Raw genomic sequence first — 12,875 nt, forward strand, 5'->3', positions numbered from 1 at the left:
GTTGCGTTTCAACGAACAGGCTCGATCGAACCAGCGACCCGACGTTAATGATTACAAACTGCAAACCGTAACCCTTAAATGTAACCATTTCCAAAGTTTCATTTGTAGCGATTTTGAATTTTTCATGTGTAGAAGCGTTCCTGATATCAAGTTATAGTCCTCGCAATCGATCCACCATAGAAAGATTGCTCATCTGAGCTTAAGGAATTCAATTCTTCCTCAGATATACCTGGAGCCACGCGGGCCATCTAACTGACTTCTAGGTTTTGATGAACACCATGTCCCCTCAAGGGCTTTGAGACCGCACCGGATGCTCATTGAGTATTGAAATCAGCACCGTTACCGAACTTTCCATCCTGGCTGGCTGATCACACACGATTGGAAAGCGAGGGGAATAGGAGTGGCAAGCATGCCAACCGACGACATTGTAATGTCCGATCCCGGAATGGCTGCTGTTGACACGTCTGTCCCTATGCGCTTCCAGACAGATCTTCGCCAGTTCAGTAACCTGCTGGACGAGAGCAATATTGTGGGATGGGTCGTAAACCACGCCGCAAATCGCAATGCGTGCTTCGGACAAGACCAACTTAAGATTTCGGCGGCTCGGGCACTCACGCACTACAAACGGCCGGTACAAGAAATCGACCTGCTATTCCAACAGGTCGTCGCAAGCGACAAACTGACCCGGCTTGATTCTCCAGATGGCCAACCTCTCTACACCTCTACAGAGCTGAGAGCTGCGGAACAGAATACTGTACGTCATGTCACTAATCTTTCCGCAGAAGAAAGCTTCGGCGTTCCGGGAACCATTGTTGATATGGTCGCCGATAGAAGCATTTTCACACCGGAGCTCAGAGGAGCATTACATTATCTGTCTAGGCGAAATCGAGCTTCCACTATGGTGGGCGTAGCGGGTTCCGCAAAAACAAGTGTACTTGGAGCCCTGAACGAAGCGGTGGACAGGTTCAACGAGGAAGCGCTCCCGACCGAGAAAATAAAGTTGATTGCCTTCGTACCCACCAACCGGGCGGCCCAGGAGCTTCGTGAGAAAGGTCTTCGCGACGTCGCGACGACTTTCAAGGCGAAAGACCGCACCATCGGAAAAAATACCATCGTCGTGATCGACGAAATGTCGATGGCCAAGACGCAGGAGATCGCGCAACTAATCGAGACAGTTGCAAATGCCACTTCCTATCACCCAACCGAAAGGCCGAAACTGATATGTGTGGGAGACGATCGGCAACTGCCCCCTGTTGGACCTGGTGATCTGCTTCCGATTATTATGGAGCAAGCCGGCTGCTATGAACTCGTCCAGCCGCTTCGACAGCTCGACGCGCGGTCGCGAATAGAAACAGAAAAGCTCGGACGTGACATACGACGCGATGCCAAGAGCGCCGTCGGGCACTATCTCACAGCGATCGAACAAATGGGCCTCGTCCATTTCGTATATGCTCCTCCTGGCGGCTCAAACGTCAGGGCGTCAGACCAGATCACTGACCGCATGCTGGAGGAGATGAATAGAGTTTGCGACCGATATCCGGTGGATGATCGTCTTGTGATGGCACACTCCAACAGGAGCGTTAATCGCGCCAATATCGCTCTTCATCAGAGGTTTGTTGACAAATCCGGATTGCAAGACCAGCAAATGAGTGTGTGGTCAAGCGTAATAGATAGTGGAAGTTCGGAATCTGGAATAGATGAGGGTTCGTCGAGACGCGTTCAGCAAAGGATTAATCTCGTCTTGGGAGACAGGATTATATTCAGCGAAAACCGTCTGCAAGCGGACATCCGCAATGGTACTTTTGCAACTGTAGTCGGACTTAATAGCACAGAACCTTCCCGAGCTGAGAATGGCACATCTGCTGGGGTTCGCATTACTGCAAGGCTAGACGGATCTGGACGAACCGTCACTTGGACCGATAGCGAGTTTAAGGGTTTTACCTACGGCTATGCTGCTACAATTTATAAGAGTCAGGGGGCCACAGTTGATCACGCCATTCTCCTCTGTGATGGTGCTCTTTCAGATAAGCTGACCTATGTCGGCCTGACGAGGCATCGCAGTCGTCTCGACGTCATTGCTTCTCCCCTCGTGGCAAACAATGTTGAGGCTCTCAGTGCAAAGCTCACTCAGCAAAGCGCGCCAAATAATTCCATTCAATTCCCGGCGCTCGAACCTGCTGCCTTCCAAGAGCGCTCGTCGGTTTCGAACGCGCACTTGCTAAGGCCGCTCGACCAGATGGAAATCTCTCCAACGACGCCGCTTTCCTTCCAAGGCAGACAAGAAAGCTCCTTCGGGGAGAACCAGCTGCACGAACCATCCACATCGGATGTGGAAATGCCGGAAAGCGCGGACCTTTACCCGAGCGCCATTGACTTCGAAGTTTTCCAGTCTTCTGTCATCACGACTGAAGAGCAAATGCAACCGGAATTCTGCGGGTCGGAATCGACGGCTAACACCTCAGCCCACGAAAGCCACCAAGTCACGATCGCAACGGTAACAAACCTGGGGATAGCGATCGAGAAACGGAAACGAGCGGCGGCAAAGGAAGAAATCGATTCTCGCAAAAAAATGGCCCGTCACTCAGTTAGTTCTGCCGAGGAAGTTGAAGATATCACTTCCCTATTCGAACGATTGAAACTGGCAACCTCGGTCACGAACACAGTTCAACCGACGTATGCGGACGTCGATCATATCATCGGTACTGATGGCCGAGTGGGTCCAATACCGCACCGGGAAGATGATCCGGGATCAAATTGGGAATTGTCGTCAACGAACGCCCCCTCAAACGTCTCAGAGAAACGATCGACCAAAGACTCAGGAGAAAAAAATATGGCTTCGAATGACCAGAAAATGCAAGGCGCTGACTCTGCAGGCAGCGAGCGTCATTTTTCGCAGACTTCCATTGTGGAAGCCCTGCAGGCTGGCGATCACAAGAAGCTCGTGGAAACGCTCGCCGCAACCGGCTCCCTTGTCGAGAAGGCGGACGCCGGGTCGGCGCTGAAAGCAATGGCGGATGCTTACGAAAGGGATATCAAGGCAGATCCCGAAAAGGTCCGCATGCTCTATGCCAATCGGCGCGTTGATGTAGATGCGCTGGCCAAGGAGATCGAAAAACAGGGCCTTGCATCCGGTCGCCTGAGTGGCGACCCTGTCAGCTTCAAGGCGTTCAACAACAAGGATATCCGTTTCAGGGTCGGCGACAGGCTCAGCGTCACCAGCAGCTACAGGAATCTCATTGCCGGTGAAGCCGGCCGGATCGAAAAGATCGAAGGCAAATCCGTTACCTTCAAACCCGATGGCAGCAGTCAGAGCAAGACCTTCGAGGCCAGCACCGGCGAGCCGGGTGACAGGGGCGTCAAGGGCTACAAAATCGAAGGCCCGATGACGGTCATCGGCTCCGCCTATGAACTTACGCGACATGATGACGGCAAACGTGTTGACCAAATCTATCTCTTGAACGACGCTGCCCATGGCATCAACGCCAATGGCGCCTTGCTGAGCAAGGCCGACGAGCGGACGCAGCTTTTCACTTCGCTCAAGGACACCGCCGACAGAGACATCTTGGCCAGGCAACTGGGAAAGCCGGGCAGCGAGCTCTACCAGGACAAATTCCCAGCCTTGCCGGACTACACAGCCGCCATCGATCGGATTGCAAAACGCCAGGAAGTTGTCGCGGCACGTGGCGAGATCAAGCCGATTGAGCGCACCGAAGCGCCCGAAATACCCCAGGTTCAAGCTACTATCGTTGGCGAGACCTCGATCATTCGGTTGCCCGATCGGATAAAAACCAATCGCGAGAAGCCCCAAGAACTTGATGTAGTCTCGAAAGAAGGGCACGAAACTACAGGTAGTCTGAGGCAGAGTGTCCAAGAGAGTAATGCAGCACCAAAACAGACTTCGCCGAAGGCGGCAAATGACGTGGATCGGCTGACACGGGATTTTGACGAGCGCATCCGCGTCCGCGGGGATGGACGTGGACTCTAAGTAAAAGAGGGTGCTCTGTCGCGAGAACGTCGATCACCTTTTCGGAACTCTTTCCAGATCTGCTTGAGGTTCCGTTGCCGGAGAAAGCATTGGCGAGGATTGCTGGGATCCGGCGGACGGCGATGCGATGTGCCGGTTCGGTGACCAATTCCATCAGAGACCGGCCGACGTATGGCCTGCCGAAGTGGAAACGGCTGATCAGCTTGCGAGGCCGAGCTACTTCCCCGGCAAGCGTCGGGTTCGGGGCATTGTTTTCCTCGACCATGGCGGTATTTTGCTGAGTTGCCCGGCTAGGCTTTGGCAGCCTGTTCTTTGAGGTCATGCCGTCACTGGCGATGTCATCGCGCGATCCGCACGCTCGGCGACACGAAACGGAAAGCGACCAGGCAGGGATGCTGCTGTCGTCGCCGAAGCACTCGTCAATATCCGAACTCCCTTATGCCGAAGGCGGCAAAGCAGGAGTTCTAAAAGAAAGTGCTATAACGATCCCGTCAACATCGAAAGCAGTGGGCCGTTCGTCGCGCAGACGGCCGATTTGCATCTGTTTGCCTGGCGCCGCCTCAAAGCGGACTATCGCCCGCCAATGCGCTTTTAGCTCTCCCCGTCAATCCTGAACTTGAAGCTAAACTGAACTCAGGCCGGTGCTGGTTCGATGCTCATTCGCCAGCTCCTGGCCAATCACAACCGCGCTGCCGTCATTCCGGAAAAAGCACACGTGTACCTATTCATCAAGCGCGGCTCTGACGCCAGGAGCCGTAGCACGCGAATTGATGTCAAATGAAACCAAACTGTCAAAGGCGGGAATTTGAATTTCGACATAAATATCAGTACTCATAAATTATTAAAGCACAAATTTAATGTTTCCCCTCATATTGCAAATGCCGAATGCGGTTTGATAAAGTTACTCCACGAACCAATACTATCATACGTCGAAAGCGTTAGCACTTTTACTTCGACATTTGTTCTTTTTGCAATGCGCGCGGCGCAGCCAATGCCGAATGAAGCGTCTTGATCATGAGACCGTGTCGCGTCACCCCCGCTGGTTTTGAAAGAAGCGAGATGCACATGCTTATCTATCTTATCTATGGACCCACCTGTAGCGGAAAAACCGACTTGGCAGTACAAGTGGCCCGAGAAACGGGTTGGCCGGTAATAGCGCTCGATCGGGTACAATGCTGCCCCCAAATCGCTACCGGCAGTGGACGTCCTTTGGAATCGGAACTGCAATCCACCGAGCGAATCTACCTGGATTCGCGCCCACTCGCTGAGGGTGTGATCGATGCAGAGGCGGCTCATCGTCAGCTCATCTCAGAAGTAGAGAATCGCCGGACCTCTCCTGGTCTCATCCTCGAAGGCGGTTCGATTTCCCTTCTGAACTGTATGGCCACGGACACTTATTGGGAAGCCGATTTTAGATGGCATGTAAGGCGACTGCGTCTTGCGGCTCCAGATGTTTTCCTGCCGCGAGCAAGACGCCGGGTGACGGAAATGTTTGCTGTCAAGGACGAGCGCCGATCTCTGCTGCAGGAACTGACGGATCTCTGGAAGCAGGAGGCGCTCCGGCCGATACTGGAGGACATCGACGGGTATCGCTGCGCAATCCGGTTCGCCAAGGAACATGATATCGGGATTCGCGATTTGTTGCGTCTCGATTTGACGCGACAGCAGGCGCTGATCTCGGCCATCGCCGACGAATATTTTGATCATGCGCAGTGGCAGGAGCGCGACTTCCCTGATTGGCAGGAGGGCGGAAACGTTCGCCTCACTCCTCGGGTGGCATCAAACGCTAACTGAGTGTCGGAAGTTAACGTCGCGAAACGAAGAGATTTGTGATGACCCTACCGGCCAATCAATCGCCTGAAATGGTCATATTGTGCAACGAACTCGGGGAGGCCACCGGCACTGCTCCAAAATCCGAGATTCATCATTCCGATACCCCACTGCATTTGGCCTTTTCGGTCTACATTTTCAACGGTGACAACAAGCTGCTAGTGACGCGCCGGGCATCTGATAAGATCACCTGGCCCGGTGTTCTTTCCAACAGTTGCTGTGGACACCCGCAACCTGGCGAACCGTTGACCGAGGCTATCGAGCGCCGGGTTCACGAGGAATTGCGGATACGTGCAGACGACATTCGTCTTGTGCTGCCGGAATTTTCCTATCGCGCTTCAATGACGAATGGGATCACCGAAAACGAGTTGTGCCCCGTATTCGCTGCACATTGCAAAACCTCCGGCGTCAACCCCGATTTGAATGAGGTGTCAGCGTGGGAATGGGTGCATTGGCAATGGTTTTTCGAAAGCGTACAGGCTGAGCGCTTGTTGGTGTCACCATGGTGTCGTGCACAAGTCGACCTGCTCGCACCACTTGGTGCGAACCCATCGCAATGGCCCGTAGCGGAGGAGCGGCGGCTACCAAAAGCTGCCAGAACGAAGATTGACGTTCAACTTAAGGTTTCTTAGCTAAGCCGCTCCCGGGCGTGGAGCTCGTAGGGAGTTTCTCAATTCGGGAAATAGCTGGCCTTCAAGAAGTTCGTTTTCTCAATTGGAGGAGCGTTTGAGATATTGCGTCTTTGCGGGTTCAAGCAACGGCCAAAATCCGGCCTATGTGAGCGCAGCAAACCAACTTGGCAAAGCGATGGCGAGATCGGGCATCGGATTGGTGTACGGCGGCGCTTCGATTGGTTTAATGGGTGCTATCGCGGACGCGGCCCGAAGCGATGGCGGAGAGGTTATCGGCGTCATTCCCCGCGCGCTGGCCGAGAAGGAGATCGCCCACACCGATCTTGCTGATCTACGCGTTGTCGAGACCATGCACGAGCGCAAAGCGCTGATGGCGGCGCTGTCGGATGGTTTTATCGCTTTACCAGGAGGATTGGGAACCCTCGAAGAGCTGTTCGAAGTATGGACATGGGCTCAGTTGGGTTACCACAATAAACCATGTGCACTGCTGGACATAGCGGGCTTTTACAAAAGGCTAGATTCCTTTCTTGATCATGTTGTTGGCGAAGCATTCTTGACAGCAAGTCATCGCAACATCCTCCTCGTCGAAGAGGACGCCGAGGTGCTCATTTCTGCCATGGCAAATGATAGTGCCACTTTAAAGTCACGTTCAGAAGAGAGCGATTTTAGGCGACTCCGACGCTAACTGCGCGCTTTGCAGGTTACCTGAAACGTGTTGTCCAAAAAGCGAGATGGCACTACGAGCGCTGGTTCCCCCTGTGTTGGCTCTGTTTATTTTGTAACGAAATTGCTGTGGCAAACCGTAGCCGATTTCATATTTCTTGTTTCTCGCGGAATGTCGAGCTGAAAAACGTTCATCGAGAGGACTGATGCGATAGGCCACAGGGGAGGTGATGCATGAGAAGGACGTCGGATGAGGCTGCAGCTACCCGGAGGCGGATTTTACGCTCTGCCGAGGCTGTGTTTATCGAAAAAGGATACGATGAAGCCTCCTTGCAGGAAATTGCCGCCGAAGCGGCCGTAACAACCGGCGCCATCCAGTGGCATTTCGGACAAAAAATGCACATTCTATTGGCCTTGCGCGATGAGTTATGCTGGCAGGCAAGAAAGCTCGGCAGGCTTCACGACGCAGGGATGGTTGAGAAGCCATTAAAGGCAGTCGCCGAGTTTGCCACATCAGCCATTAACTACTTTGCCGACAATGAAAACTGCAGGCGGATTTTCCAGATCTATGATAGGAAAGTCTCCGATACAGTGGCCTTCCATAATGAAGACCGCAAGTTTCAGCAGGAGGTGCGGGCTACGTTAGGGAACGTTTTTGGATCCGCAGAGACGAGGAAGGAATTACTAGCTCCTTGGACCTCCGACACTGCGGCATATACCTTTTGGTTTGCAATGCGAGGAACGTTTCAGACCTGGCTGGAGGACGATTCGACGTTTGACTTGAAGTCCGATGGCATGCGTATCGTTCAAACGATGCTTTCCTCGTACCAGCGCGCCGATTTGGTCACTGGATAAAACAATCGGAGTTCGCTCGCTTTTCCTCATCGCCCAAGCGTTTTCCGATACCGCGGTTCAGCACCGGTGACTTCATTATTTACAGCTTTGGACGTTGCGGTTGATAAGTCTCACGGATGAAGGTTCCGGCTGGGCCAGGTGTCACTAAACATCCTGGACCAGTCCAACAAGATGCAAAATCACCAATCGTAATGTTATAAGAACTTGCAGGGCATCCGAAGCTAACCGGCATGCCTCATCTGCGCGAGAACTTTCTTGCGGAAAACTTCTGCAGGCGTTCGATAGCCAAGGCATTTGCGCGGCGTTGCGTTGAGCCGGCTGCAAATTTCTATCAAGTCCGCGTCGGTGACCGTGAGTGGGTCGACTTCTCTTGAAAGCCATTTCCTCACCCGGCGGTTGGTGTTCTCGACAGTGCCTTTTTGCCACGGAGATTGTGGATCACAGAACCAGGTTTGCGTACCGATGCTTGCCTGAAGATAGGGCCAATCAGTGAACTCTGTTCCGCGGTCGAACGTGATCGATCGGCGGGCGAGGTGGGGCAGGGCTTGCAGAACACGAACAAGGCCATCCATGACGGGCCGGGATTGCCGGTCGTTGTTGCGTAGGAAGATTGCAAAGCGGCTGACCCTTTCTACGAGCGATGTCACGTTTGCCTTCCCAAACTTCTTCCGGAACTGGATGAGATCGCATTCCCAATGACCAAATTGTTTGCGCTGGGCAACAGCATCCGGCCGCCGCAAGATGTTGAGGTCTGGACTAAACCGTTGTCCGTGCTTGCGTCTTGCATGTCGTGGTCGCCGTCGAGCGCGATGCTCTGGAAGATGCCGCCACAGCTTGATCCCATGCCCATCGGACGAGTACGCAAACTTATAGATCGTCTCGTGACTGACCGAAATCGGATGGCGTTCCAGGCGCATACGGCCAGCGATCTGCTGCGGCGACCAGCCATGCATGATGCGTTCGATCACCGACTGCCGAACGTGCGAGAACCGCACCAGCTTGCGTAGTTTCGCACGTCGTTCGCACGACATAGCGTGCGCAGTCACGCAGTAATAGCCGGTTAGATCGGGCACGACCTTATCGACAAAAGTGTTGCGTTTGATCTCACGAAAGATCGTTGAGCGATGCCGGCCGAGCTGCTCTGCGATGACACTAACAGTCAGCCCGGCCGTTCGCCAGCGGGCTATCTTACGACGTTCATCAAGATCAATGTGGGAGTAGGTGTGTTCCATTGCATCTTCCTTGTGACTGATAACCCATTGGTATCATTCGCAAGTCGCACTTCAAGCTTGAACCCACCCCCCTACAAAGAATGTCAAAGCTGATTAGAGGCGCGACGTCTTCAGCCATTTAGAAATGCGACACTCAGCATCGCCGCTGGCGCTGACGGCAGCCCCCGATCCGACCGGCTGGGCCGGGTTGCGAGGGAGGAGCGGGGGCGGGTGAGGGACACCCCTTCGGCTTTAGCTTCCTTCGATCGTCACCCCAGAGGGAGACGATCGAGGAAGTAACCACGCTGCCGTATAAGGCATAGACTTGCGCGATCTTTTTGACAAACCGTGCTTTTCTATCTGAGAACCCGCACCGCCATTTAACGGTCCACGACCGCTCGGAACGTGATCTCAACGAGCTGTTGGGGAAAGGCGAGGCGCGTCACACCAATGATGTTGCTAGCCAGCTGAGGGAGATCGGAACCGTAGACTTTTTTCCGGATTTCCGAGGCGGGGCCGAAGGCTGCATCGACGTCCAGTACGTAAAGTGTCTCTTCAACCACGTCATCGAAGGTTGCGCCGAATTGTTGTAGGAGGACGCGGGCGTTCTCATAAGTTTGGCGAATCTGAGCTTCCATGGTGTCGAACGAAACTGGCTTTCCAGCGGCATCGATTTCGGCAGGTGCGACCAAATTCCCTTGGCTATCGTGGCTCAGCTGACCGGAAACATAGATCGTATCCTTAACCTTGACCGCTTGTGCGTAGCCAAATGCTTTTTCCCAGGCAACGCCGTGGTTTGCAGATTCAACGCGGGGTCTGTTTGCTTTGTTCGTCATCGTTGGCTCCTTCGAGAAATGTTTAGAACCCGAAACTGAACGAGTTTGACTGTCTCGTAAATTGCAATAAATCTGACGAGTGTATTGCGTTTGACGCAATGAACGGAGTCTTCTTTGTTGACCACGCGATATGGTGGGCGATGCGCTATTTCTGCGGATTGCTCGTCCGGCCAGATATGATGGTCTCTCCAACAATCTTGATTACGACGTCTTATGACAGCAATGGGCCAGCTGCAGTCTTCCGCTTTTGGCCGGAAGTGGATCATTCAGCCGCATCTATTTGAGCAAGAGCCTTTTGCCGTCTCGCAATGACGTCCGGATCATTCATGAAATCCGTGCGCGGACCGGGTTTGCGGCCTCTCGGCTTGTAGCCGATCTTCTCACTGTTGGTCTTTGGCGCAGGTGCGTGGTCTCGATCTTGCTGCTCTTTGATGTAGGCCAGCACTTCGCCGAGACGCTTGTTCTCGACCACAACCGCATGGGTCACGCGCTGGTCCTTATCGAATATCTTGTAAGGCAACGAGTGACCTTTCCATCGAATATCCAGTCGACCATCAGCGTAAGCGTATGTCTCGACATACTTTCCAACTACGCCGCGCGTGACGTCGTTCTCCTCAAGCATGATGCGTTTGCGCTCATAGGAGAATGAAAGCTGTGCGCCGACGTGTCTTTGCTCGCGTTTGCAAAGCACGTCATTCAGCCTGCTTGGCGCCAGATTGACAGGCCGATGGAGGTTGTCGGGGCGGGTAGGGGTCACCGCAAAGCGGTCATTGTATCGCTCGATGAAGGCTGGCAGAAACGCATTGCCGGTCTCCATGTCACTGATATTGGCAAGCCTCAATTCCTTGACCAGCCGATCCTGCAATGTCCTGTTCATACGCTCGACGCGTCCCTTGGCCTGGCTGGAATTGGCGCAAAGGATCTCGATGTGCAGCTCCGATAGCGCGCGACCAAACTGCGTCATGCCTTGCCCGCCCTTGGCGTCTTTCCGGGCGACACGAAAAACGGAATGTTTGTCGGAGTAAAAGGCGATAGGTGCGCCATGCTCTTCAAGGTAAAGCGAAAGCGCCTCGAAATATGTGAAAGCGCTCTCCGACCGAACAAACCGCAGCTGCATCAGCTTTCCGGTCGCATCGTCGACGAAGACCAATAGCGAGCAGGCGGGCCCACGATCCTCAAACCAACGATGCTCGGAGCCGTCTATCTGGACCAGTTCACCATAGGCCTCTCGTCGCAACCGCGGCTGATGAAACGTCCGCCGCTGCTTCCTCGAAAGCCATAGACCGGCATCCTGCATCCACTTGCGCAAGGTCTCGCGTGAAACCGTCACGCCGTGCTCTTCCTGGAGCTTCTCGGCCGCCAGCGTTGGCCCGAAATCAAGGTAGCGTTCTCGCACCAGCATCAAAACATAATCACGGACGCCGGTGGCTATTTTATTGTTTGACGGCCGACCGATCGCTTTATGCCTGATCGAGGCAGCGCCGGCAGCCTCAATACGACCAATCAATCTCTGAATATGCCGGACGCTGATTGCCAGTACATGCGCCGCTGCGACAATGGTCATGCGGCCATCAACGACTTTCGACAAAACCTCGATCCGCTGCAAATCGCGCTCGCTCATGGTGATCAATCCCATCTGCATCTCCCAGACGTCAATCAGGTCCGGGGAGTGTGACATTCCAACTTTGCAGAAACACGACACTTTAACTTTGCGGTGGAGAACCTAACCCAAGTGCATCATGGCCGTTTTGGAGGGTAGGGCATCAGCCACTTTCGCGCAAATAGGCAGCAAAGGCTTCGGCGGGGGTGCGGTATCCGAGGCATTTGCGCGGCTGTGAGTTTAAATGATGCGCCAACTCGGTCAGCTGTTGCTGGGTAACTTTGGCAATATCCGTGTCACCAGGCATGAAGCGTCGGATACGTTTGTTGGTGTTCTCAACGGCGCCTTTCTGCCATGGCGCGCTGGGATCGCAGAACCAGCTCCTTGCGCCGATGCCTTCCTCCAAAGCCCTGAAGCCGCTGAACTCCGTGCCGCGATCGAAGGTAAAACTCCGCCGCGCCAGTGCTGGCAACGGCGAGAAGGCATGAACGATCTTATCCATGATCGGTCGCGAATGACGGCTGTTGTTCTTGAGCATGACCGTATAGCGGCTCTTGCGTTCAACCAGTGAGGTGACATTGGTCGGCCCAAGCTCCCGCTTGAAGATCAGCAGATCGCCTTCCCAATGTCCGAACTCGGTTCTATTGCCAATAGAATCAGGTCTTTGGGATATCTTGCAATCGGCCGGGAAGACGTTGCCGCGCGGTCGGCGAGAGCCTCGAGGGCGACGCTTGCGACGTGCCTCCGGCAGGTAGCGATAGAGGCCCAGACCATAATCCTCCTTGCAGTAGACAAAGCGATAGATGGTCTCCGGGCAAATGCGAACGGGGTTTGCGCTGTCTTCGGCAAGGCGACCGGCAATCTGTTCCGGTGACCAATAGGCCTTTAGGCGGTCGATGACCAGCTCGCGCAATCTTGGGTGCCGCCTGAGCTTGCGCAGCCTTCGGCGCCGCTCCTTGGCGATGTCATCGGCGATCGTATCAAAGTAGCCGGTGTACTCGGGAAACTCGCGATCATGGAACGTGTTGCGCTTGAGCTCACGGTAGATCGTCGAGCGGTGACGTCCAAGCTGGCGAGCGATCTCGCCAACTGGCACCTTTCGCTCTCTGAGATGATAAAGACGGCGACGATCGGCGAGGGTGAACTGCTGATAGCAAAGCGACATGCCAAAACCTCCAAAATGAAGCCATTGAAATTACTGGCATGTCGCACTTGGAAATAGAATGTACCCGGCTACAAAGAATGTCAAAGCTGGATAGGGCT

9 protein-coding genes are annotated in these 12,875 nt (G+C 54.1%); 5 read left to right on the top strand and 4 right to left on the bottom strand.

All coding sequences use genetic code 11. The annotated features are described in order from the left end of the window. Positions 1–409 precede the first annotated feature (409 nt). The 5 genes from PH605_RS11365 to PH605_RS11385 all read left to right on the top strand — a co-directional run bounded on the left by PH605_RS11365 (position 410) and on the right by PH605_RS11385 (position 7,965). Positions 410–3,985, top strand: a complete 3,576-nt coding sequence (locus PH605_RS11365; RefSeq protein WP_271040146.1) for an ATP-dependent DNA helicase — start codon at positions 410–412, stop codon at positions 3,983–3,985. 1,065 nt (positions 3,986–5,050) lie between these two features. Further along, complete coding sequence (locus tag PH605_RS11370; RefSeq protein ID WP_077768184.1) at positions 5,051–5,779, top strand: isopentenyl transferase family protein; 729 nt, start codon at positions 5,051–5,053, stop codon at positions 5,777–5,779. 38 nt (positions 5,780–5,817) lie between these two features. Then, positions 5,818–6,447: an isopentenyl-diphosphate Delta-isomerase gene (gene idi, locus PH605_RS11375; protein WP_010900243.1), complete on the top strand. Its 630-nt coding sequence runs from the start codon at positions 5,818–5,820 to the stop codon at positions 6,445–6,447. A 94-nt stretch (positions 6,448–6,541) separates the two neighbouring features. Continuing rightward, positions 6,542–7,132 (top strand): TIGR00730 family Rossman fold protein, encoded by a 591-nt coding sequence (locus PH605_RS11380; protein ID WP_142845014.1) that lies wholly within the window; start codon positions 6,542–6,544, stop codon positions 7,130–7,132. A 212-nt stretch (positions 7,133–7,344) separates the two neighbouring features. Then, positions 7,345–7,965 (top strand): TetR/AcrR family transcriptional regulator, encoded by a 621-nt coding sequence (locus PH605_RS11385; RefSeq protein ID WP_010900241.1) that lies wholly within the window; start codon positions 7,345–7,347, stop codon positions 7,963–7,965. Positions 7,966–8,186: 221 nt separating this feature from the next. Here PH605_RS11385 and PH605_RS11390 read toward each other — a convergent pair whose 3' ends face one another. The 4 genes from PH605_RS11390 to PH605_RS11405 all read right to left on the bottom strand — a co-directional run bounded on the left by PH605_RS11390 (position 8,187) and on the right by PH605_RS11405 (position 12,777). Further along, positions 8,187–9,197 carry an IS30 family transposase gene (locus PH605_RS11390; protein WP_010900240.1) on the bottom strand — a complete coding sequence of 337 codons (1,011 nt, stop codon included), beginning with the start codon at positions 9,195–9,197 and terminating at the stop codon, positions 8,187–8,189. Between the two features lie 359 nt (positions 9,198–9,556). After that, the gene (locus PH605_RS11395; RefSeq protein ID WP_111785186.1) at positions 9,557–10,012 is read right to left on the bottom strand and encodes a Rid family hydrolase; all 456 of its coding nucleotides are present in this window, start codon (positions 10,010–10,012) and stop codon (positions 9,557–9,559) included. Positions 10,013–10,274: 262 nt separating this feature from the next. Next, positions 10,275–11,648: an ISNCY family transposase gene (locus tag PH605_RS11400; protein WP_142845015.1), complete on the bottom strand. Its 1,374-nt coding sequence runs from the start codon at positions 11,646–11,648 to the stop codon at positions 10,275–10,277. Positions 11,649–11,775: 127 nt separating this feature from the next. After that, positions 11,776–12,777, bottom strand: coding sequence for an IS30 family transposase (locus tag PH605_RS11405; RefSeq protein WP_010900238.1), 1,002 nt, complete (start codon positions 12,775–12,777; stop codon positions 11,776–11,778). Positions 12,778–12,875 lie beyond the last annotated feature (98 nt).

This window comes from Agrobacterium sp. CFBP 3001 (assembly GCF_027871605.1).
Lineage (GTDB): Bacteria > Pseudomonadota > Alphaproteobacteria > Rhizobiales > Rhizobiaceae > Agrobacterium > Agrobacterium leguminum.

Excerpts from the sequence above, each read along its gene's own strand:
- PH605_RS11365 (WP_271040146.1), top strand. The coding sequence starts at position 410 with ATGCCAACCGACGACATTGTAATGTCCGATCCCGGAATGGCTGCTGTT.
- PH605_RS11370 (WP_077768184.1), top strand. The coding sequence starts at position 5,051 with ATGCTTATCTATCTTATCTATGGACCCACCTGTAGCGGAAAAACCGAC.
- idi (WP_010900243.1), top strand. The coding sequence starts at position 5,818 with ATGACCCTACCGGCCAATCAATCGCCTGAAATGGTCATATTGTGCAAC.
- PH605_RS11385 (WP_010900241.1), top strand. The coding sequence starts at position 7,345 with ATGAGAAGGACGTCGGATGAGGCTGCAGCTACCCGGAGGCGGATTTTA.
- PH605_RS11390 (WP_010900240.1), bottom strand. The coding sequence starts at position 9,197 with ATGGAACACACCTACTCCCACATTGATCTTGATGAACGTCGTAAGATA.
- PH605_RS11395 (WP_111785186.1), bottom strand. The coding sequence starts at position 10,012 with ATGACGAACAAAGCAAACAGACCCCGCGTTGAATCTGCAAACCACGGC.
- PH605_RS11400 (WP_142845015.1), bottom strand. The coding sequence starts at position 11,648 with ATGGGATTGATCACCATGAGCGAGCGCGATTTGCAGCGGATCGAGGTT.
- PH605_RS11405 (WP_010900238.1), bottom strand. The coding sequence starts at position 12,777 with ATGTCGCTTTGCTATCAGCAGTTCACCCTCGCCGATCGTCGCCGTCTT.